Here is a 21,632-nt window from a genome sequence, read left to right as displayed (position 1 = left end):
CCTTCGTGCCGCGTTGCAGGACCTTCTCGGGTACGGGCGGACGCCGGGTGCTCATGCGACGGGTGTGGCGGCCCGTCCCAGGGCGTCCGCCTTCAGCCGCTCGAAGTCGGCCTCGCTGATCGCCCCCGAGTCGAGCAGCGACTTCGCCGACGCGATCTCCTCGGTGGGGCTGCGCTTCGCGTCGGCCGGCGCCGCCACCGACCGGATGTACTCCTCCTGCCGCTTCTGCATCTCCGCCGCCGAGGCGAGGGCCCGCTCGTTCATGCCCGACCCCCGGGCGATCAGATAGACCAGCATCCCCACGATCGGCAGGATGATCAGGAAGAGCACCCACATCGTCTTCGCGAAGCCGCCGATGTCCTTGCTCCGGAACAGGTCGCCGAACAGCCAGAACAGGCACATGAACCAGGCACAGAAGATGAAGAACTCGAATATCGCCAGCAGGAAGGAACCGTTGTCGTCGAACATGTGAACGTCCTCTCGGAAAAGCGTCTCCCCGGAGTACACCGCCGCCGCCGGGTCCCGGCCTCATCCGTAAGGGATTAATCATGACCGGGACACATCGATGGGCGTCATGTTCAACGCGCCTTCCCCCGAAACCTACTGTGGAGTAACCTCGGCTCCGGCATGCCGGTTCGCGAACCATCCACCCCGTCCTGACACGTTCCATGGAGGATCCATGGGTTACTTTCGCCGCACCACCATGCTCGCCACGGCCGCCCTGCTAGGGGCCACCGCCGCCACCGCTGTGGTCTCGCCCGCGCAGGCCGCGCCCATGTCGATCGACTTCAACAACGTCACCGGCACGACACGCCTCGCCAAGGCGAAGACCGACGTGGCCGTGCCGACGTCGTCCGTGAAGACCCAGATCGACCTGGACACCGGCACCGTCACCGGCAGCGCCGAACTGTCCGACCTGACCGCGAAACTCAAGCTCGCCGGCCTGATCGGCACCACCTCGACCGTGAAGATCGTGCCGGTCGGCGGGCTGACCGGGACCATCGACCTCGGCGCGTCCAAGCTGTCGACGACCACGAAGTTCACGCTCCAGATCGTCGACGTGCACACCGACATCGCCCCGAAGATCAACCTGGTCAAGCGGAAGAACTGCCGCACCACCAAGCCCTCGACGCTGACGCTCAACAACACCAGCGCCGTGGAGCTGTTCAAGCCGATCACGATGGAGGGTAAGTACACGATCCCGCCCTTCACCGGCTGCGGCGCCCTCACACCGCTGCTGACCCTGCTCCTCTCCGGCCCGAACAACACGATGAAGCTCGACCTGATCTGACCGCGGTCTCCCGTGGTCGCGCCACCGCGGCCACGGGAATCCGGCCCGATGTCACAGCGGGCCGGCCCGCGTTGACTCCTGGTCGTGGGCATCACGACCGAGGAGGAAAGATGAACGTCATGGTGATCGGTGGCGGGTACGCCGGTGTGCTGGCCGCCAACCGCCTCACCCGCGACCCCGGCGTCACGGTCACCCTGATCAACCCGCGGCCGCGGTTCGTCGAACGGATCCGGCTGCACCAGATGGTGGCCGGCACGCACGACGCCGTCGTCGACTTCGGCACGGTGCTGGCCGGCCGGGTCCGGCTGGTGGTCGACACCGTGACCCGGATCGACGTGGCCGGCCGCCGCGTCGAGCTGGCGAGCGGCGGGACGGCCTCCTACGACTACCTGATCTATGCGGTGGGCAGCCGCAGCGCCGCCGGCCGGATGCCGCACGTCTATCCGCTCACCAGCCTCGAGGAGGCCGAGCGGCTGCGGGAGGCGCTCGCCGGCCTTTCGCTCGCCGCGCCGGTGACGGTGGTGGGCGGCGGCGCGTCCGGCATGGAAACCGCCGCCGAGCTGGCCGGCGGCGGGCGCGCGGTCACGCTGGTCTGCGGCGGGGATCTGGGGCCGTCTCTGCACGCTGACCAGCGTCGACGACGACCGGATCGTGGCGGCCGGGGACGCCGCGGCACCCTCGGACCTGCCGCTGCGGATGAGCTGCCAGGCCGCCGGTCCGCTCGGCGCGCACGCCGCCGACACCGTCCTGGCCCGGGTGGCCGGCCGCCGCCCCGAGCCGCTCCGGATCGGATTCGTCGCGCTGTGCCTGAGCCTCGGCCGCCACGACGGCATCTTCCAGCTGAACCGCCGCGACGACAGCGCCACCCGCTTCCACCTGCGCGGCCGGGCCGGCGCCGGGGTGAAGGAGCTGATCTGCCGGGGAACGGTGAAGCAGATGACGGCCGAGGCCCGCAGGCCGGGCACCTTCCACCTGCCCCGGTTCCTCCAGGACCCGCAGCGAGACACCATTTCCGGCGGATGAACCGTATCCTCGACAACCATGCGGATCACCGTGCTGGGCGCCGGCTCCTGGGGAACCACCGTCGCCTCCGTGCTCACCCGCCGCGACCACGAATCGCTGATCTGGGCGCGCAACCCGGCCACCGCCGACGAGATCAACGCGAAGCACACGAACGACCGCTACCTTCAGGGCTTCCCGCTCCCGGCCCGGCTGCGCGCCACCGCCGACCTGGCCGAGGCGGCGGCGCACGCCGAGCTGCTCGTCGTGGGCGTGCCGACCGGGGCGTTCCGCAGCACGCTGGAGCTGGTCCGCCCCGACCTGCACCCGTGGATCCCGGTGGTGAGCCTCAGCAAGGGCCTGGAACGCGACTCGCTGCGCCGGATGACCGAGGTCATCAAGGACGTCCTGCCCGGGCACCCGGCCGCCGCGCTGACCGGTCCCAACCTGGCCAAAGAGATCATGGCGGGGATGGCGGCGGCCACCGTGATCGCGACCGAGGACCTGACCGTCGCCACCGAGATCCAGCGGGTGTTCCGCCGGGGCCTGCTGCGCGTCTACACCAACCACGACGTGATCGGCTGCGAGGTGGGCGGTGCGCTCAAGAACGTGGTGGCGATCGCGACCGGCATCGCGCAGGGCCTCGGCGTCGGCGACAACACCCGGGCCGGGGTGATCTCGCGGGGGCTGGCCGAGCTGACCACCCTGGCCGTCGCGATGGGCGGGGAGCCGACCACGCTGGCCGGGCTCGCCGGGATGGGCGACCTCGTGGCGACGTGCATCAGCCCGCACAGCCGCAACCGCCACGTCGGCGAGCAGCTCGGCCGCGGCCGCGGCCTCGACGACATCCTCGCCGAGATGGGCCAGGTCGCCGAGGGCGTCAAGACCGTGCACGCGGCCGTCCAGCTCGCCGACCGCCACGGCCTGCCGATGCCCATCACCCGCACGATCCACCGGGTCGTCACCGGGGAGATCACAGCCCAGCGAGCGTACGAAGGGCTGCTCCGCTCGCATCCCGCCGGGCACGAGTCCGAACCCGTGTGATCCTCGATCCGTACGCATGAACCCGTCCCTCAGAGGAGGAACTGCGCCGCCACCGCCGCGGCGAGCGCGATCGCCACGTCGGGCCACTGGCTCAGCATGGCGATCCGCCACGGTCGCGAGCGCGGATTCCAGCGTGATCCGATGACGTAGTAGGCGAGCAGCGCCTTGATCACGTGCAGCAGGAACATCGCCACCGTGCCGAGGGCGACGGTCCACAGCACCGGCAGGACGATCGAACCCTCGATCAGCCAGGACACCAGGATGGCGAGCGGGAACAGCACCGCGGCCGTGGTCAGCCAGAGCGCGGCGCGCCCCAGGTGGCGTTCGCCGAGGGCCAGCTCGTCCTCCGGCTCCTGCTCGATCTCGGCACGCAGGTTGGCGGCGCGTTCGTGCGGCGTGCTGCCCTCGATCCCGAGCGCAGCCGCCGCCGGCCTGGCGAGAAACCGGGCCGGCAGCGACAGCAGATCCATCTGGTGCTCCTGGTTGAAAGAGATCCGAACTCAGTAGATCCAGCGTGCCCGGCGCTGGCACGAACTGCGGTACTTGCAGGCCGTGTAGCCCACCGCCGCGGGATAGGCGTACCGCTTGTCCCAGCCACCCCAGCGGTTCGACGCCCGCCAGTGCCGCTTCGAGTTGCTCTTCGACCGGTTGATCCGGTTCACGTAGGCCCGCTTGGCTTTGCGGGCGCCACGATAGCCCTTGAACCGGTTGACGTTCCGGCCCAGCCGCTTCGCCTTCATGCCGGCCCGGATGGCGCGGGCGCCCCGGAACGCGCTGCCGCCGCCCGGGACGGCGCCCAGGACGTCGAACGCGGCGGCGCCGTACCGGCCGGCCCGGACGTTCTTGTACGCCGAGTAGGCGGAGAAGCCGACGGCGGCGGCGCCGAACGCCACGTTGAACGGCGGCGGGGTGAACATCGAGAGCGTGCCGGCCACCAGCGCCGGGTTGTTCTTCGTGAAGTTCCACGCGCCCTTGGCGGCCTTCTTGATCCGGCCCCACAGCTTGCCGTCGAGGTCGGCGCAGTTCACCGGGTCGCCGGAGCAGTAGTCGTACGGGTTGGCGTTGCCGCCGTCGACCGGGTCGGACTGCAGGAACCGGCCCAGCGCCGGCGCGTAGAGCCGGACACCCATCATGATCAGGCCGCCGAACGCCTCGCTGGAGCGCTGCTTCGCGCCCAGCCAGCCGTACCGGTCACCGCTGGACTGCTGACCCTCCGGCCGCACCCCGAACTCGTCGTACGGGTAGAGCTCCGGCTCGGTCATCTGCGGGTCGATCGTGGCGGCCACGTCGCCGTGCAGGTTGGCCAGCTGCAGCCGCACTCCCCCGGCCGCCGACGCGGTGGCGACCAGGTCGCCGTCCGGCCCGGAGACCATCCGGGTGGCCTCGCCGGTCGCGGTGTTCTCGACGATCCACTGCGGTTCGTCGGTCTCGTCGCCGTAGTGGTTCAGCTTCGAGGAGGACGCTGTCCACTCGCCGTCCACCCGCGTCTCGGTGGTGAAGCCGCGGGCCCGCTTGGCCGGGTCGAGCGTCCACCGCTGCCGCGAGTCGTCCACCGTCTGCGCGGCCACCAGGTCGTTCACGTGGAAGCTGTTGACCAGGCCGCCCGGCATGCCGGTGACCCGGCCGAACGCGTCGTGGGTGTATCCGTCGCCGGCGAGCCGGTCGGCGGAGTCGTAGGTGTGGCTCTCGGTCACCGCGGCGCCGGTGGAGCGGCAGGAGCCGTCCTCCGCGGGCTCGTACGCCGACCGCGCCGTGCGGTTGGACCGCGCGTCGTAGGCGTACGTCAGGGTGGTGCACCCCGCGCCGTCGGTGTCCCGCTCGGAGCGGATCAGCCGGCCGAGCCGGTCGTAGGTGTAGGCGACCGCCCCTCCGGTGTAGTCGTCGTGCACGACCTGCCCGGCGATGTTCTCCACCGTCGACTCGGCGTAGATCACCTCGCCGTCCGCGTCCCGGGTGTAGACCCGCTGCACCGGCTGCTGGTTGGCGTCCAGCCGGTCGGTCCGCGTGAGGCCGCCCGGGTAGGTGAGCTTGACCAGCTTCTCGTCGGCGTCGTAGGTGGCGCCGAACGTGCCGGCCGCGCTGTCGGTGATGCTCGTGGCGAGACCGCGCGGCTCGGCCGACCGGTTGTAGGCGTAGCTGACCGAGCCGGTCGGGTTGGTGACCTTGGCAGCCCGGCCGTACCTGTCGTACTCGTGGGTGGTGACCCCGCCGTCGGCGTCGGTGTAGCTGCTCATCCGGCCGAGCATGTCCCGGACCCGGACGATGGCCGCGCCGCCGGCCCGGGTCTCGGCGGGCTCACCGGTCGCCGGGTCGTACGTCGTCGTGGTGGTCTCCACCGCGGCGCCGACGTCACCGGTGACCGAGGCGGACACCACCCGGGTGGCCGCGTCGTACACGTTGGTCGTGGTCCGGACCTTGCCGCCGGCCGTCTCGGTGGTCACCTCGGGGTCGCGGAACCGGCTGTACCGGGTGACCCGGCGCACCGGCAGGCTGTCGCTCGCCCGGTCCGGGTCGTGCCCGGTCACCGCGGCGGCCGCCCGGCTGGTGCAGGCCAGCCCGGCCCACTCCGGCCGGTTGCCGCAGGCGCTGTCGGCCGCGTTCGCGCCCGCCGTGTAGTAGACGTTCACCCTGGTCCGGGCGTCGTCGCCGGTGGAGTCGAAGCCCCACGACCGCAGGCCGCGGCCGGACTGGTCGTAGACGCCGTACGCGGTCAGCTGCGCACCTCCGGCCGCCGCGTCCGCCGTCGTGCTGGTGGACGTGCCGAGCTTCCAGCCGGAGGCGCCGCCGTGGTGGCCGTCGTACCCGTACCGGGTGACCCGCCGGTCCGCCTCCGGGTAGCCGTCCACCCGGGCCGCCTGGGTCTCGGAGGTGACCAGGTGATAGGTGGCGCCGTCCGGCTTGCCCTCGTCGTACTTCTTGGTGACAGCGGCGCGGGCGATCACCGTCTCGCCGGCCGGCACCGCCTCCAGCGGACCGGAGCCGTCCGGGTCGGCGAGCGCGTCCTCGAGCATCGTGGTGACCGTCGGCCCGACGGTCTCCAGCTCGTCGACGCCGTCGTCGCTGAACCGGCGCACCGTGGAGAGGGCGAGCGCCCGGGTCGCGGTGTCCGATTCGAGCAGGCCCAGCTCGGCCAGGCCGGTCGCCGCGTCCGGAAGGGTGCCGAGCGCCAGCAGCCGGTCGGTGGCGTCCAGTTCACGGACCACGTTGCCGAACCTGTCGTACTCCTCGGTGTCGATGTGCCCGCCCGGGGTGGCGGTGTTGACCTCGCGGCCGCCGGCGTTGAGGTAGTGCACCTTCGCGTAGGCGTACCCGCCCGCTCCCGGCGACGACGGCGAGGCGTTGTGCCGGGCCGGCGGCGCCTCCGGGTCGAAGATCGCGGTGGCGTCGGTGGGCAGGTCCTTCTGACCCCACGTGCCGACCGCCGCGGCGGTCATGTCGTGCGGCCCACCGGCGGCCCGGCTGAGCGGGACGTTGTAGACGACGCCGGCTGTGGTCTCGCCGTCGGCGGCGGTGCGGCTGCCCTGCTGCAGGGCGGCCCGCCGGACCCGGACCAGGCGGCCCGCGTTCTCGTCCCCGGCAAGGACCGCGACCTGCGCGTCGGTCAGCGCGGCGCCGTAGATCCGTACGTCGTCGATGCTGCCGGCCCACGGGTTGGCGTTCGCGCCGGCCCACTTGGCCCGGCCCACCACGTAGGTGCCGGTGGCGTTCCAGCCGCCGGTCGCCGCGGTGGTGCTCTGCAGCACGCCGTCGACGTAGAGCTTCATCCTGCCGGAGGCGGTGTCGTAGACGCCGGCCAGGTGGGTCCACCGGCCGACGGTCGGCGCCACGTTCGAGGTGGCGCGCACCGCCGTGGACGAGTCGTTGTCGGCGGTCGTCCGGGAGAACGCCCACCGGTCGTTGGCCTGCACGTAGTTCAGGAAGAACCCGCTGGTCCGGGACCCGTCCTTGGACACGATCGTGCGGTTCACGCTCTTGTCGGTGATCCGCGCCCAGGCCGACACCGTGTAGGCGGCCGTGTTGGACAGCGCGGCGCCGGACGCGGCGATCTGCGCGGTGGCCGCGCCGCCGAAGTACGCGGCCCGGTCGCCCGGGTTCGCCGGATCGTTGGCCTCGCCCCAGGTCACGCCGGTCGCGGTGCCGTTGCGGCCGGCGCCCGAGCTGTCGGTGGCGTTGCCGTCCAGGTTCCAGCGCAGCGCGGCGGCGTCGACGTCCGGGTTGGCGTAGTCGAACATCCACGGGAACTCGCCCGCCGGGGTGACCCGCACGACCCGGCCGGCGCCGTCGTACTGGTAGGCGGTCTTCACGGCCGGGCTGACCCGCGGATCCCAGACCTCGCGCAGCCGGCCGAGGTTGTCGTACGCGTACCGGACCACCTCGACGGCGTTGACGGCCCCGGCCTGCGGGTCCCAGTTCCAGATCCGCACGGCGGTGACCCGGTCGGTGTAGTCGCCGAAGACCGTGTCGCTGAGCCCGGCGGCCGTGGCGGTGGCGTGCACGTACTCGAGCACCTCGCAGCCGCGCGGCAGGGTGGCGCCGGTGCAGCCGTTCGCGTCGTCGACGCCGGGGTTGACCGGGTTCACCACCTTCTTCAGCAGCAGCCGGCCGCCGGTGGTGTCGTACAGATAGCGGGTGGTGGAATCGTCGTCCCCGGTCCGCGTCGCGGTGACCGTCCAGATCCCGCCCTGCTGCTTGAGGTCGCTGATCCCGCCGTCGAGGTCGGTGACCCGGTACGTGCTCGCGTCCGGCCGGCTCAGCACCAGGCCCTCGCTGCCCGGCTCCGGGGTGAAACTGCCGTCGGTGTTGCGGGAGAACGTGATCCAGCCGCCGCCGACCGTACTGAGCTGCGCGACCGACGGGCTCGGGAACGCCAGCGTGGTGTAGTCGCTCTCGGCCGGGCCGCCGGTGGTGCCGCCGTTCCAGGATGGGCCGAACGGGGCCACCACCTCGGTCACCGAGATGTTGTCCCACCAGACCTTCTTGCCGCTGCCGGTGAGGTTGCCGTTGTAGAGCCGGAACAGCGCCTCGGTGGCGCCGGCCGGGACGGTCATGTCGACCGACAGCTCCTGCCAGCCCTCGGTGAAGCCGGCCATCGGCGACGGCACCGGCACGTACCCGGCGGTGCCGGTCCGGTGCCAGCCGACGATGCGCAGGCCGCGCTCGACGTTGTGCGGGGCGAGCGTGGTCGCGGCCGGCACGTAGATCCAGCCGGTGGCCCGGTACGTCTTACCGGCCTGCATGCCCAACCGCATCGCGCCGGTGTCGCCGCCCAGCGCCACGTAGGTGTCGTTGCTGCTGGTGCCGGAGGCGGCCGGAGTGATCTCGACGGAGTCGAGCGGGGTGACGTCGCCCTGGCCGCGCAGCGTGGAACGGACCGCGGTCGAGGTGGACGGCACGGTGAAGCCGGTCAGGTCGGTGGAGACCTGCTGCTGGTTCGCGGTCAGCTTCTCGGCCATCGGCGTCCAGCCGTCCGCCGTGGTCCGGGACGAGGTGGCGCGGGAGACGGTCAGGCCCAGCTTCTCGGTGTCCGTCACGGTCTGCCCGAAGTCGCCGGTCAGCAGGTTGACCTCACCCGGACCGACCTCCTCGGTGGCCGCCCCGTCGCCGCTGGAGTCGACGGTCACCCGTACCCACGGGGTGTCGTAGACGGACGAGGTGGAGGTCGCCGTGTAGATGCGGGCGCGCACCTCGACGACGCCGCCGACCGAACCGAGGGTGTCCGAGGCGTTCCAGATCGCGTAGCCGCCCAGCGCGCTGAACGCCACCGGGGAACCGCTGGTCGCCGTGATCGGCGCGCCGCCCGCCGAGGTGAGGTTCGCCGACGGCACCGGCAGGATCGCCGCGCCGGGGCCACGCCGGTACTCGTAGAACGCCCGGGTGTAGCCGGTCACCGGCGTGAAGATCTGCAGTTTCGTACGCTTCGCGACGGTCGCGCCGGCGATCGGCTGGGCGAGCGCCGCGTTGCCGGCCGAGAAGGTGTAGGTGTTCGCCGCCGACAGGTTGCCGGCCCGGTCCTTGGCCTGCACGGTCAGCGTGCGCTGACCGTCCGGCGGGCTGATCGACCGGGTGATCGCGCCGGTCGCCGCGACCGTCGTCGACGACGCGTCGGAGTCGAGGCGGTAGACGAACGCCGCCAGGTCGGAGGTGCCGGCCGCCGGGGTGAAGGTGAACGTGTCGGCCTGCCCGGCGCCGCCGTGCGGCTGACCGTCGTTGAAGTAGACGTTCGCCGACACGTGCGGCACCAGCGGCTTGTCGGTGTCGACGGTGAGGTCGGTCCAGCCGGTCCAGGCGCCGTCGATGTACGCGTCCCGGCCCCGCGCCCGCCACTGGTAGGTGGTGGCGTTCGCCAGGTTCGCGTTCACCTGCCAGGTCGCCGTCGAGCCGTTGGTCCAGCCCGGGTTGCCGGTCAGGATCCCGGAGGTGGCGACCACCGCGGCGGTGGCCTTGTTGCGGACCTCGAACTCGGCGCGCAGCGCCTGCCCGGCGTTGCTGTCGGCCAGCTTCGCGGACAGGGTGGGGCGAACCCCGGACGTACGGGCGCCGGCACCGCAGGACGAGTAGCAGGGCGCCACGGCGAGCCCGGTCGGCGCGGCCGGCGGGTTGTTGTAGGTCACCGAGACGACCGGCGGGTGGGCGCCCTCCGCCGAGTCGAACTTCTTCCAGCTCGTCGACGACGTCTCGCTGGTGCCGCGCAGCATGAGGGTGACGTCGCTGGTCTTGTTGTCGGCGGCGTACTGCAGCGCCTTGCCGACCTCGATGTAGACGTAGCCGTCGCCGCAGGACGAGTTGTAGCCCTTCGTCTCGGTCGAGGTGCCGACCTTCTCCCGGGCCGCCGGCTGGTTGGTCCAGCGCACCGAGGCGTCGGCCCGGTCGGTACGCCAGGCCTCCCACGAGGCGGCCGTGCACGACCAGGAGTGGAAGTTCCAGAGCCGCAGCTTCGCCGAGGTGATCCGGCTGCCCCAGATGCCGGTGGTGGCGAAGCGCAGGTAGGAGCGGGCGGTGTAGGTGCCGCCGTCGACCACGTGGCCGAGCTTCAGCTCGCCCACCCCGGACTGGTCGCTGGAGTAGCTGTTCTGCACGAACGCGTCGAACGCGACGGGCAGCGAGGCGGGCGGGTCGATGGTGACCGGAAACGTCAGGTCGGCGCGGTCCACGAACGCGGGGTCGGCGGTCAGCTCCATGACGGCCTTGCCGGCGCCCCTGGCCGTGGTGCGCAGGCCGACGCGGGCGCGGTTCACGTGCTCACCGGCGCGCGGGGCGACCGTCGCGTCCCACATCTCCGGCGCCTGGGCCCGGCCGACCGCCCGGCCCTTCCGGTCCTTGAAGGTGAGCCCGCCCATGCCGTCGTCGGTGGCGGTCAGCTTGCCCGTGCTCATCGGCAGGGTCAGCTTCGCGACCTTCCGCAGCGCCGCCCGGTCCTTCGCGACGAAGTACTGCTCGTACCCGGTCGAACCGGCCTTGACGACCAGGTCGACGCCGCGCAGCACCTCGGGGTAGGTGGCGGTAGGGCCGTCCAGGACGGGTTCCGGGAGCGCGCCCTTCCAGGAGACGGCGGTCCGCTCCTCGCCGCTGCCGAGCGAGACGACCTCGTTCTCGCCGGCGCCGGTCGCCTTGCCGCTCAGCCGCAGATCACGGGCGTGCACGCGGGGCTCGACGGCGCCGTCGGAGGTCTTCACGAGGGTCAGGTCGACGTCCTGCCAGGTGGCGCCGTCGTGGACGCGTACCGGCGCGAGCGCCCGGTCCTCGGTGATCGTGCCGTCCGGGTTCGCGAAGACCTGCGTGGTCTCGGTGCGGCGGTCGAGGGCCTCCACCGGCTTGCCGCAGAGTTTCGCGGAGACGGCGGCGGAGGCCAGGTTCGCCCGCTCAGCGGGGCAGGGCGTCGCGGCGGGTGCGGCCGCGACGGGCGTGGTGGCCGCGGCGGCACGTCGCGCCGCCGGGGCCTCGGTCAAGGTCACGGCCACCGCGACGGCCAGGAGCAGGCTCAGCGCGCGCTGGCCCCACACCCATCTGCCCGTGTTGAAGCGACCGAAAATGAATGCACGTTCGGGCTGCATCCGCAGCTACCCCCGTTGATCTCGCTTGGAATCGCGAGAAACCTAGAGGTGCCGGGATTCGCTGGGCAACAGTGCTGATCGATGCCTTAAACCCGGCCAAAAGGTACGTGGGACCGTCCAGTTCGGCCGGGTTTGCAGCGATAGAGCCTCCCCGTTGTTGCACGTCCGTCACACGGCGGGGGCACAACTGTCGTGCACCGTCATCGATTTGTCAGTTAACCCACGCGCTCGATGACCGCTCGCCGGATCAGGAACTTGCCGGGCTCGCGGACCTCCTCGAAGGCCGCGTCGTTGAGCAGGATGCAGCTGCCCGAAGTGGTCGCGACGGTGACCGTGATGCTCTTGGCGTTGTCCAGGTTCGTCACCTTGAGGCGGGTGCCGATCGGGAAGGTGCCGCTCGAGGCCGCGGGGGCGCCGGCCTCGCCGGAGAGGGTGACCGTGGAGCCGGCGCAGACGACGTCGCCGGCGGCCTCTTCTTCCTCGGCGGGCGCCTCTTCCGCCGGCGCCTCGGGCTCCTCCGCGGCCGGAGGCTGTGCGGCCGGGGGCTGGGCGGCGGGCGGCTGGGCTGCCTGGGCGCCCTCGCAGCCGCCCTGCGCCTTCTGCACGTTGATCAGGTCGATGACGGCCTGCCGGTTCGCCAGGATGGCCTCGGTCTGCGCGTTCGGAGCGGCCCGCTGCTCGACCATGTACTGCTGGGTGGCCCGGATCTGCTCGTCCAGCCCGTCGCAGAAGGTGGAGGCGCTGCTCAGCCCGGTGCCGACGGCAAGGCCGCCACCGAGCACGACGGCCGCCACGGCCCCGATCACGATCTTGCGATTACGTCCGCTGAAGCCGCTGCCCGGCCGCCTGTACGTGCGTCTCATGCCCGCTTCTACGGCTCGGAGATCACCGCGGGACGGGACCCCGTACATTAAAGAATCTTAAATCTCGGAGCGCGATCGACTGGCGTCGCTCTGTTACCTTCGGTCATGACGCCAGTGCTCATCGGCGTGGCGGGAGCGCTGGCCGGCACCATCATCGGCGCTCTGATCACGCAGTTTCTGCAACGCCGCAACGTCGCCTCCGCCAAGGTCCACGACGCGCGCATCGACGCCTACCGCACCTTCGCGGCGGCGGTCATGAACTACCGCAGCGCCCTCATGGGCCGCTGGATCAGCGAGAACGAGGGCCGGCCCGACGGCGAGGCCGAGAACGTCTACACGCTGCGCAGCGCCGTGTGGGCCGCCTACTTCCAGGTCGCCCTGGTGGCCGGCGACCCGGCGATCGGGGCGAGCGCGGAACGGGCCCGCGAGATCACCCACGCGATCAAGCGCGCCAAGACCCGCGAGGAGCTCGAGGCCGGCGACAGGGCCAGCCGTGACGCCGTCGGCCAGTTCACCGCGGTGGCCCGGCACGAGGTGTCAGCCGTTCGGGCCAAGCGCCGGGATCCGCTGCCCGGAATCGGCCATTGACCGGCATTCGCGCGTCTACTGTGGCCGGATGCGGCACACCGAGGTCTCCCGGCGGTACACCGAGAACGGCGTCGTACTGCCCCGCAATCTGTCCACCCGCCTGAGCCGTCTGGTGCGGCCGTACTCGCTCGCCGACCTCGATCGGCACGGCACGGCGGAAGGGCTCGTCGGCGCCTGGAAGTCGACCAGGACGAACCGCGGCCGGGAATCGGACGACCTGGTCTGGCTGGTGCTGCTGCGGATGTTCCACTCCCGGTTCGCCGAACAGGTGGCCGGGCTCGCCGAGACGCTGCGCGCCCAGGGCATGAGCGTGCCGCAGACCCGCCTCGAGATCAGGCTGCAACTGGCCACCAAGTGCTTCTTCACCGGACGTGGGCTCAAGGGGTCGCCGGCCGGCCTCTTCCTGCTCGACGAGTGCGTCCAGGTCTCCCGGGAGGTCCTGCCGGACGAGCGGAGGCTGGCGCCGCGACGCGACGGGGCGCCGGACCGCCGCAGGGTGCTGCGGAGCCAACTGGCCAACGCACTCACCCTCCTCTCCCGCGCCGCCGCGCCGGCCGAGGCGTTCGGGCTGCTCGTGGAGGCCGAGGAGCACGCCGAGGCCGCGGAACGGTTCGGCGACCGCAGCGAGGAGCACTTCGCGTACCGGGTCGAGAACGGTCTGCGGCTGTACGCGATCACCAAGGACCCGGCCCCTCTGGAGCGGGCGCGGGAGATCGTGGCGGGTGCGGGGGACATCGCGTCCCGGCGGTTCCGGGCGACGGCTGCGGACGCGGTGGCCCAGATCGGTTTCCTGCACGCCGGCTTCCGGCCGCCGGCGGCGATGACCGCGCCGCGGCGATCGCCGCGTTCACCGAGGCCGATCGCCGCTACGGCCGGGCGATGGCCGCCGCACCGGACCACCGGGACGGCGGGGTGGACGACGGCTATCTGCTCGCCAAGCGTGCCCAGGTGCGCAACCACCTCTACCTGCTCGGCGACGAACACGGGCGGCGCGACGCACGGCTGCTCGACGGCGCGCTCGCCGACTGGCTGGACGAGCGGGCCGTGCCGCACCGCCACGACCCGTCCGTGGTGCGCGCCCTGCTCAACCGCGCCCAGGTACGGGCCCGGCGCAACGACACCCCGGGGGCGCGCGCGGACCGTGAGCTGGCCCGCCGGCTGTACCCGGCCGGCGCCTCGGATCGCACCGCGGCGAAGCTGCGGGCCGTGCGGTTCGAGGAGCTGGTGGAGAAGGCGTCGGCGGCCGACGACCTGGAACGCCTGCGGGCTCTCGCCACGACGATCATCGCGTCTCCGCCGGACGACCCGCTGCCCACCGCCGCGCTGGTCCGGGCCTGCAAGATCCTCGCTCGGCACCTGCCGGAGGACGAGTGGCGGCCGCTGCTGGCCGACGCCCTGGACCGCATCGAGATCGATCTCGTCCACCCGTCGCTGAGCGAGCCGGCCGTCCGGCCGGTCGCCGGGCATGCCGCACTGCTGGCGTGGCTGCTCGGACGACGTACCGATGATGCCGACACGCTCGCCCGGGCGATCCATCTCTACCGCACCTCGTTCGCCGCCTTCCGGGCCGAGCCGCCCAGCATCGACGCCCTGGTCAACGCGGGCGCCTGCGCCCTGCAGCTCGGCCGGATCGTCCAGGCCGGCGCCGAGGAGGCGGAAGGCCCTGTCGCGGGTGGACTCTTCGCCGAGGGCCTCGCATGGACCGAGGCCGGCCTGGCGCGGGCGCCGCCGGGGCGTCGCGCAGAACACCCCGGCGGACCTGCGCCGGGCGATCGGCCTCAAGGACGAGGTGTACGACTCCGGCGTGGAGCAGCGGGAGAACCGCAGCCTCACGGCCGCCGCCGCCCTGCGCCTGGCTAGCCTGGACGCCGACGACCGTTTGATCACCGACGCCACCCGGCGCGCCCTGCAGGCGGCTCGCTGCGACCCCGCCTGGCCGTGGCCGGTCCTGCAGCTGGCCGACCTGGCCGCACACGCCGGCCTTTTGGACGAGGCCGTCCTGCGCGGATCCGACGCCGGCCCGGACGACCTCGCCGCCCTCGTCATCGGCGGCCGGCGGCCCGAACTGCTTCGCCGGGCCGCGGAGCTGGCGGTGCACAACCCGGAGTTCGAGGGCCGGATCCTCGGCGGCCAGGACCGCGACGGCGAGCACGGCGTACGCGTGCTGACCGACCGGCACCGGCTCCTCGAACAGGCCCTCGTGCACAAACGCCTCGATGCGGCCGCCGCCCATCGCGAGCACGACGACACCGCCGCCTTCCGCGACTGGCTGGCCGGCACCGGGGCGCCCCGGACCTGGACCCTGCCGGAACCGCTCGCCGTCATCGACCTTCCCGGCGGCGACGGCGTCTATGTGATGCGCCGGGCACAGGCCCGGCTCCTCGGCGCCGCGGTGGCCGACCGGCGGACCGGGCCGGGTCCCGACCCCCTCCCCCGATTCCGCGAGGCCCTGCTGTATCTGGCCGCCTTCCAAGCCTGGCGGGCACGATCCGACGACGGGTTCCCGCGCGTCGCGGGCCCGGCCGAGCAGGAGGCGTTCCGCGGCCAGCTCGCCAAGATCGCGGGCAGGCTCGGGCCGGGCGGCGACGACACCCTCCGGCTCCTCGCCGCGGCCTGCGCGCCCTTCGCCGCCGCCGACACCCCGGTCGTGGCGAAGAAGGACCCGCACCCGGGCAACTGGCTGTGGACCCGTGACGGCCGGCTCGTGCTCATCGACATCGAGTCCCGGGAGGCGCTCCCGCTGCTGAGGGAGGCCGCCACCGTCCTCGACGACCTGCCCCTGCTCGCCGCCGACGAGCACGGCTGGCGGCAGCGGGCGGAGCTGTGCCGGGAATACCTCGAGGCGCTCACCGGGTACGGCCTGACGATCGGCGACGGCGCACCGGTGATGGAGCGGTACGAGGCCATGGCCGTGCTGCACACCGCCAAGGGGCTGGGACGGCTCCGGCAGGACGAGCCGTCCGCCACCGCGCGGCTGGAGAGCGAGCACTACGCAGCCCTTCTCGACCACCTGGCCCGCTCCGCGATCCGGCCGGAGACCCGGGATCTGGCTGATCATCTCCGTCGATCTGTTAGGTTAGCCTCTCCTAACTAAGGAGATCGACGCCCATGCGCACAATCCGCCTGATCGCGCCCCTCGCGATCGGCCCGCTCCTGACCCTCGGACTGGCCGGGCCGGCCTCGGCCGCCGTACCGGGAACCGCCCCCGGCTCGGTGGTGGCGCAGACGCCGCTGCCCGGCAAAGAGGCGCCCGGGAGCACCGCCACCTCGATCACCTACTGGACGCAGGACTCGCTCGACCAGCCGCGCCAGGCGCTCGCCACCGTCTACACGCCGGCCGGGACCGCGCCGGCCGGCGGCTGGCCGATCCTGGCGTACGCCCACGTGACGGCCGGGCTCGGCGACGACTGCGCCTACACCGACGACTACGGCGCGGCCGGTGCCGACGTCAACGTCGTGACGCCGTGGATCGAGGCGGGCTTCGCCTTCGTGGCGACCGAGTACATCGGTATCGGCACCGCCGGCTCGCACGCCTACCTCGACGCGAACGCCGAGGCCAACGCGGTGATCGACTCGGTGCGCGCGGCGCGGTCGGTGACGCCGGCGCTCTCCGCCGACTACGTGCTGAACGGCATCTCGCAGGGCGGTCACGCCACCCTCGCCACCGCGGCGAAGGCGGCCGAGCGGGCGCCGGAGCTCCGTTTGAAGGCCGCCATGGCGGACGCGCCGGCCACCAAGGTGGACGGTTACATCCCGCTGGCCGGCCCGTACATCCCGCCGCTGCCGGCGCCGGACTACACGACCTACGTCTCCTACATCCTGGCCGGCCTGGAGACGGCCCGCCCCGGCTTCGACCTCGACGCCTACCTGACGCCGCTGGGCCGCACGGTCGTCGACGACGCGCACCGGCTCTGCTACTTCGACATGAACACCCGCACCCAGGGCATCGGGATCGGCCAGATGCTGGCGAAGCCGCTCAACACCGGCAGGTTCCCGTCCGTCCTGCGCGACGTGACCCGCCTGCCGGTCGCCGGCTACGACGCCCCGGTGCTGGTCAACCAGGGCCGCTTCGACGTCGTCGCCTTCCCGTTCCTCACCGACCTCCAGGTCGCCGAGATGCTGGCGCACGGCACGAAGGTCACCTACAAGAACTACGCCACCGGCCACAACGTCTGGGCCCAGGCGCTCCCGAACAACATCGCCTTCGCCCGGAAACACCTGGCCGGATGATCGGAGCGGCCCGGGTCGGCCATTGACATAGGTTGATATCTGGACACATCGGTGTGATGCTAGTTCCGGGAGCGCTCCCATCCCCGAAACGCCGGGGGCCTCCCGGACCGCACATCCCCGCCGAACGGAGGACCCGTCGTGCCCCCACACCGAACGTTCCGCCGGCCTGTCCAGGCGATGATCGTCGTCCTGGCCCTGATGCTCAGCGTGCTGCCCTCGAGCGGCGCGGCCCAGGCCCACGGCACCATCGTCAACCCGGCGTCCCGCGCCTACCAGTGCTGGCAGACCTGGGGCAGCCAGCACATGAACCCGGCCATGCAGACCCAGGATCCGATGTGCTGGCAGGCGTTCCAGGCCAACCCGGACACCATGTGGAACTGGATGAGCGCCCTGCGCGACGGCCTCGGCGGCCAGTTCCAGGCCCGCACCCCGGACGGCCAGCTCTGCAGCAACGGCCTGACCCGCAACGACAGCCTGAACCAGCCCGGCGCCTGGAAGCGGACGAACCTGAGCCGCAACTTCACGGTCCAGCTGTACGACCAGGCCAGCCATGGCGCCGACTACTTCCGCGTCTACGTCAGCAAGCAGGGGTTCAACCCGGCCACCCAGAAACTCGGCTGGGGCAACCTCGACTTCATCACGCAGACCGGCCGGTACGCGCCGGCGCAGAACATCTCGTTCAACATCTCCACCTCCGGATACACCGGCCATCACATCCTCTTCGTCATCTGGCAGGCCTCGCACCAGGACCAGGCCTACATGTGGTGCAGCGACGTGAACTTCGCCTGATCCACACCATCCCGCTCCCCCCGGCCCCGGCCGGGGGGAGCCCTCTGACGACGAGGTGAGAGATGATCGCCCGCAGACACGGGTGGGTGGCGCTGGTCCTGGCGGTGTCGGCCGGCGCGGTCGCGCTGCTCCGCACCACGGCGGATCCGGCCGATCTCCAGGCACAGATCATGGACCGGATGCGGACGACGCTGGAGTCGGCCGACCCGGCGCAGCATCAGCACGCCGGGCACGGCGCGCAGCAGGCCGGAACGGTCATCTGCGGGGTCCGCTCCTATGGGTACGAGCCGGCCGACGCGTCCTCGTACGACGAGGTGAAGACCGTGTACGGCTTCCACCTCTGCGGGGTCGCCGAACCGCAGCGCCCCTGGGACGTCGCCGTCAAGCTGGCCGGCCCGGTCATCCTCGACATGACCGCCGACCCGATCGGCATCCAGGTGGTCGAGGCGACGGCCGAGGTGAAGTACGCCGACCGGCTGCGGCAGATGTTCCCGCCGGAGTACGCGGACCTGGCCGCCCGCGAGGCGCTGTCCGACGAGGAGATGGCGAGCCTGCGCAGCCGCTACGACGACGCCGCCGGACTCTGACCCGGCCGAGGAGCTCACCGGCGTGCGGTTTCGCGTCCGAGCTCCTGCCGGGCGATCGTGCGCCGGTGCACGGCGTCCGGGCCGTCGACGATGCGGAGGGCCCTCGCCCAGGCGTAGAAGTAGGCGAGGGGCGTGTCGTCGCTGACGCCGGCGGCGCCGAAGACCTCGATGGCGCTGTCGATGACGCGGGTGGCCACGGCCGGGGCGGCCACCTTGATCGCGGCGATCTCGGTGCGGGCGGCGCGGGCGCCGTGGTTGTCGATCAGCCAGGCGGTCTTCTGGACGAGCAGCCGCACCTGGTCGATCGCGATCCGCGCGTCGGCGATGAGGTGCTGCACGGCCCCCTGCTCGGCGAGCGTCACGCCGAACGCGGTCCGCGACCGGGCGCGCTCGACCATCAGCGCCAGGGCCCGCTCGGCCATCCCGACGGCGCGCATCGCGTGGTGGATCCGGCCCGGCCCGAGCCGGGCCTGCGCGAGCGCGAAACCCGCGCCCTCCTCGCCGATCAGGTTGCCGGCCGGCACCCGTACCCCCGTGAACGTGATCTCGCAGTGCCCGTGCTGATCCTGGTAACCGAAGATCGGCAGATCACGGACCACCTCGACGCCCGGGGTGTCGCGCGGCACGATGATCATGGATTGCTGCCGGTGGGGCGGCGCGTCCGGATCGGTCTTGCCCATCACGATGAACACCCGGCAGCGCGCGTCGGACACCCCGGTGATCCACCACTTGCGGCCGTCGACCCGATAGGACGAGCCGTCCCGGACGATCGAGGTCTCGACGTTGGTGGCGTCCGAGGAGGCCACCTGCGGCTCGGTCATCGCGTACGCGGACCGGATCGTCCCGGCCAGCAGCGGCTCCAGCCAGTGCTGCTTCTGCTCCGGCGTGCCGAACAGATGCAGCAGCTCCATGTTCCCGGTGTCCGGCGCCTGGCAGTTGATCGCCTCCGGAGCGATCACCGGGGACCAGCCGGTGACCTCGGCGACCGCCGCGTACTCGAGGTTGCTCAGGCCGGAGACCGAGGGCAGGAAGAGGTTCCACAGGCCGCGGTGACGCGCCTCCCGCTGGAGATCCTCGAGGACCGGCGGGGTGGCGTGCGGGCCGAGCTCGGCGAGCTGCGCCCGCCAGACCGGCTCGGCGGGGAGGACGCGCTCGTGCATGAATCGCCACATCGCGCCGGCCATGTCGGTGGCGAGGCGGCTGGGTGCGAAGTCCATCTCACACTTTCCCGAGGACGTCGAGGCCCGCCTCGGCGATCCGCGCCGCCTCGCCGGTCAGATCGCCGAAGTCCTGCCCCGCCATCGCCCCGGACCGGACACGCACGTCGATGTCCTCGGTGATGACGGCGAACTTCAGGTGCGCGAGGGCGAGGTGGACGGTGAGGTGCGACAGGTCGGCGCCGGTCGCTTCGGCGTACCAGGCGGCGATCTCGGCGCGTCGCGGGAAGCCGAGCGTCCGGGTGACCGAGGGGGCGAGGAGCCACGGCTGGTCGAGGAGGATCAGAGGCACGGGTACGGGGGTCCGCGCCAGCGCCTTCTGCACGCGGATCTCCCGTCCCATGTCGTGCGCGGTGGCCCGCACCGCGCCGTCCGGCGGGCGTCGCAGGATGACCTCGCCGGCGGCCGACCGGAGGCGGTAGGTCAGGTTCGACTTGCCGCCGACGATCAGCTCGGCCTCGAATTCCCGCCAGGCGTCGTCGCCCAGGACGGCCGCGAGCGCCGGCCCGAGGGCGCGCCGGACGTGGAGATCGGTCATCGGAGATCGCCTCTCGTCTACTTAGCGAGCGCTAACTAGAATTCGGGTTCTTCGATCGGAAAGTCAAGGGGTGTCAGCGCATGGACATGTTCCGGCTCGACGGGCGGATCGCGCTCGTGACGGGTGCCAGTTCCGGCCTGGGCGCGGGCTTCGCCCGTACCCTCGCCGCCGCAGGCGCCGACGTGGCGCTCGTCGCCCGGCGCAGCGCGCGCCTCACCGACCTCGCGGAGAAGCTGCGGGCCGGAGGCACGCGCGTGATCACCTGCGCCGCCGACGTCGGCGACCCGGAACAGTGCGGGGCCGCCGCCGAGGCCGTCGCGACCGCATTCGGCCGGATCGACGTGCTGATCAACAACGCCGGGATCGGGCACGCCGTCCCGGCGTCCAGGGAGACCCCCGGCGGCTTCCTGGCGACGCTCCAGGTGAACCTGGCCGGGCCGTTCTGGATGGCGCAGGCCTGCGCGCCGCACATGCCGCGGGGCTCGTCGATCGTGAACGTGGCGAGCGTGCTGGCGCACATCGCGCCGCCGTTCCCGCAGGCCGCCTACGCCGCGAGCAAGGCCGGCGTCCTGGGCCTCACCCGCGATCTCGCGCAGGAGTGGTCGGCCCGCAAGGGCATCCGGGTGAACGCGCTGTGCCCCGGATACTTCGCCAGCGAGATGACCGCGAATGATGATGAGCAGCTGCGGGCCATGGTGGCCCGCACCAGCATGCTCGGCCGGTTCGGGGAGCAGGCCGAGCTGGACGGGGCGCTGCTGTTCCTCGCCTCGCCGGCCTCGTCCTACGTGACCGGGACGAGCCTGATCGTGGACGGGGGCATGGCGGCGCTGTGAGGGACTGGACGCGGTACCCCGCTCTCGAGCTGCCGCCGATCCTCGCGGTGTCGCTCGACCAGATCGTGCGGCACGGGTACGACGCCACCAGCGTCCGGAAGATCGCCGGCGAGCTGGGGGTGACCGTCCCGGCGCTCTACTACCACTTCGAGAACAAGCAGGCGATCCTCATGGCGCTGCTCGACCACGCCATGCGGATCGTGACGAGCCACGTCGACGCCGCCCTCGAGGAGGCCGGCTCGGACCCGGTGGCCCGGCTCGGCGGCGCCGTCGAGGCGATCGTGCTCTACATGGCGCACCACCGCGACCTGGCGTTCCTCGACTCGGAGCGGCGGTCGCTCACGCCGGCCAACCTGGCCCGGTACGTCGCCCACCGGGACCGGATCGAGGGATTGCTGCGGGACACGATCGAGGACGGCTGCCGGGCGGGGACATTTCGGACCTCAAAGGCGGCGGCCTGCGGGCGGGCGATCCTCTCGATGTGTCAGGGAGTCGCCGGCTGGTATCAGCCCAGTGGCCCACAGAGCCCCGAGGAGACAGCGGCGGACTATGTGCGCATCGCCCTGGCCGCCGTGGAGTTCGAACAGTCAGCGTAGACCGTT

General features: G+C 72.1%; 17 protein-coding genes and 2 pseudogenes. 12 read left to right on the top strand and 7 right to left on the bottom strand.

Features of this window, described 5'->3' with window-relative positions; genetic code table 11:
• Window positions 1-51: 51 nt before the first annotated feature.
• Window positions 52-468 carry an SHOCT domain-containing protein gene (locus AB0G10_RS18365; protein WP_360922496.1) on the bottom strand — a complete coding sequence of 139 codons (417 nt, stop codon included), beginning with the start codon at window positions 466-468 and terminating at the stop codon, window positions 52-54.
• Window positions 469-679: 211 nt separating this feature from the next.
• On the opposite strand from AB0G10_RS18365, the gene AB0G10_RS18360 reads away from it, so the two are divergent.
• The 4 genes and pseudogenes from AB0G10_RS18360 to AB0G10_RS18345 all read left to right on the top strand — a co-directional run bounded on the left by AB0G10_RS18360 (window position 680) and on the right by AB0G10_RS18345 (window position 3,334).
• The gene (locus AB0G10_RS18360) at window positions 680-1,291 is read left to right on the top strand and encodes a hypothetical protein (RefSeq protein ID WP_360922493.1); all 612 of its coding nucleotides are present in this window, start codon (window positions 680-682) and stop codon (window positions 1,289-1,291) included.
• Between the two features lie 110 nt (window positions 1,292-1,401).
• A pseudogene (locus tag AB0G10_RS18355) lies at window positions 1,402-1,824 on the top strand (FAD-dependent oxidoreductase); the annotation flags it as partial.
• 118 nt (window positions 1,825-1,942) lie between these two features.
• A complete protein-coding gene (locus AB0G10_RS18350) occupies window positions 1,943-2,314 on the top strand; it encodes a hypothetical protein (protein ID WP_360922490.1) in 372 nt (123 codons plus the stop codon).
• Between the two features lie 18 nt (window positions 2,315-2,332).
• Window positions 2,333-3,334 carry an NAD(P)H-dependent glycerol-3-phosphate dehydrogenase gene (locus AB0G10_RS18345; protein ID WP_360922488.1) on the top strand — a complete coding sequence of 334 codons (1,002 nt, stop codon included), beginning with the start codon at window positions 2,333-2,335 and terminating at the stop codon, window positions 3,332-3,334.
• A gap of 29 nt (window positions 3,335-3,363) precedes the next feature.
• Here AB0G10_RS18345 and AB0G10_RS18340 read toward each other — a convergent pair whose 3' ends face one another.
• The 3 genes from AB0G10_RS18340 to AB0G10_RS18330 all read right to left on the bottom strand — a co-directional run bounded on the left by AB0G10_RS18340 (window position 3,364) and on the right by AB0G10_RS18330 (window position 12,248).
• Window positions 3,364-3,804, bottom strand: a complete 441-nt coding sequence (locus AB0G10_RS18340) for a hypothetical protein (protein ID WP_360922485.1) — start codon at window positions 3,802-3,804, stop codon at window positions 3,364-3,366.
• A gap of 30 nt (window positions 3,805-3,834) precedes the next feature.
• Window positions 3,835-11,334: a LamG-like jellyroll fold domain-containing protein gene (locus tag AB0G10_RS18335; RefSeq protein WP_360922482.1), complete on the bottom strand. Its 7,500-nt coding sequence runs from the start codon at window positions 11,332-11,334 to the stop codon at window positions 3,835-3,837.
• A gap of 266 nt (window positions 11,335-11,600) precedes the next feature.
• Entirely contained in the window at window positions 11,601-12,248 is a 648-nt protein-coding gene (locus AB0G10_RS18330) for a hypothetical protein (RefSeq protein WP_360922479.1), read from the bottom strand.
• A 105-nt stretch (window positions 12,249-12,353) separates the two neighbouring features.
• On the opposite strand from AB0G10_RS18330, the gene AB0G10_RS18325 reads away from it, so the two are divergent.
• Window positions 12,354-12,836 carry a hypothetical protein gene (locus AB0G10_RS18325; RefSeq protein ID WP_360922476.1) on the top strand — a complete coding sequence of 161 codons (483 nt, stop codon included), beginning with the start codon at window positions 12,354-12,356 and terminating at the stop codon, window positions 12,834-12,836.
• A gap of 15 nt (window positions 12,837-12,851) precedes the next feature.
• Here AB0G10_RS18325 and AB0G10_RS18320 read toward each other — a convergent pair whose 3' ends face one another.
• Window positions 12,852-13,187, bottom strand: a complete 336-nt coding sequence (locus tag AB0G10_RS18320; RefSeq protein ID WP_360922473.1) for a hypothetical protein — start codon at window positions 13,185-13,187, stop codon at window positions 12,852-12,854.
• Between the two features lie 528 nt (window positions 13,188-13,715).
• Between AB0G10_RS18320 and AB0G10_RS18315 the strand changes: the two genes are divergently transcribed.
• The 5 genes from AB0G10_RS18315 (at window position 13,716) to AB0G10_RS18295 (ending at window position 18,442) form a co-directional block, all read left to right on the top strand.
• The gene (locus tag AB0G10_RS18315) at window positions 13,716-14,696 is read left to right on the top strand and encodes a hypothetical protein (protein ID WP_360922470.1); all 981 of its coding nucleotides are present in this window, start codon (window positions 13,716-13,718) and stop codon (window positions 14,694-14,696) included.
• Complete coding sequence (locus tag AB0G10_RS18310) at window positions 14,641-15,930, top strand: hypothetical protein (RefSeq protein ID WP_360922467.1); 1,290 nt, start codon at window positions 14,641-14,643, stop codon at window positions 15,928-15,930. Before AB0G10_RS18315 ends, AB0G10_RS18310 begins: the two co-directional genes overlap by 56 nt.
• A 14-nt stretch (window positions 15,931-15,944) precedes the next feature.
• A complete protein-coding gene (locus AB0G10_RS18305; RefSeq protein ID WP_360922464.1) occupies window positions 15,945-17,066 on the top strand; it encodes a lipase family protein in 1,122 nt (373 codons plus the stop codon).
• Between the two features lie 138 nt (window positions 17,067-17,204).
• Window positions 17,205-17,855 carry a lytic polysaccharide monooxygenase gene (locus tag AB0G10_RS18300; RefSeq protein ID WP_360922461.1) on the top strand — a complete coding sequence of 217 codons (651 nt, stop codon included), beginning with the start codon at window positions 17,205-17,207 and terminating at the stop codon, window positions 17,853-17,855.
• A gap of 62 nt (window positions 17,856-17,917) precedes the next feature.
• The gene (locus tag AB0G10_RS18295; protein ID WP_360922458.1) at window positions 17,918-18,442 is read left to right on the top strand and encodes a hypothetical protein; all 525 of its coding nucleotides are present in this window, start codon (window positions 17,918-17,920) and stop codon (window positions 18,440-18,442) included.
• 14 nt (window positions 18,443-18,456) lie between these two features.
• Here AB0G10_RS18295 and AB0G10_RS18290 read toward each other — a convergent pair whose 3' ends face one another.
• Both AB0G10_RS18290 and AB0G10_RS18285 read right to left on the bottom strand, forming a co-directional pair.
• Window positions 18,457-19,659, bottom strand: coding sequence for an acyl-CoA dehydrogenase family protein (locus AB0G10_RS18290; protein ID WP_360922455.1), 1,203 nt, complete (start codon window positions 19,657-19,659; stop codon window positions 18,457-18,459).
• 274 nt (window positions 19,660-19,933) lie between these two features.
• A pseudogene (locus AB0G10_RS18285) lies at window positions 19,934-20,116 on the bottom strand (phosphotransferase); the annotation flags it as partial.
• Window positions 20,117-20,277: 161 nt separating this feature from the next.
• Here AB0G10_RS18285 and AB0G10_RS18280 point away from each other — a divergent pair.
• Together AB0G10_RS18280 and AB0G10_RS18275 are read left to right on the top strand one after the other, a co-directional pair.
• Window positions 20,278-21,030, top strand: a complete 753-nt coding sequence (locus AB0G10_RS18280) for an SDR family oxidoreductase (RefSeq protein ID WP_360922452.1) — start codon at window positions 20,278-20,280, stop codon at window positions 21,028-21,030.
• Window positions 21,027-21,626, top strand: a complete 600-nt coding sequence (locus tag AB0G10_RS18275) for a TetR/AcrR family transcriptional regulator (RefSeq protein WP_360922449.1) — start codon at window positions 21,027-21,029, stop codon at window positions 21,624-21,626. Before AB0G10_RS18280 ends, AB0G10_RS18275 begins: the two co-directional genes overlap by 4 nt.
• The last annotated feature ends 6 nt before the right edge of the window (window positions 21,627-21,632 follow it).

Origin of the sequence: Actinoplanes sp. NPDC023714 (genome assembly GCF_040639855.1) — a bacterium.
Lineage (GTDB): Bacteria > Actinomycetota > Actinomycetes > Mycobacteriales > Micromonosporaceae > Actinoplanes.
Note: the sequence above shows the minus strand (reverse complement) of the source record. Positions and strands in the feature narration are given on the sequence as shown.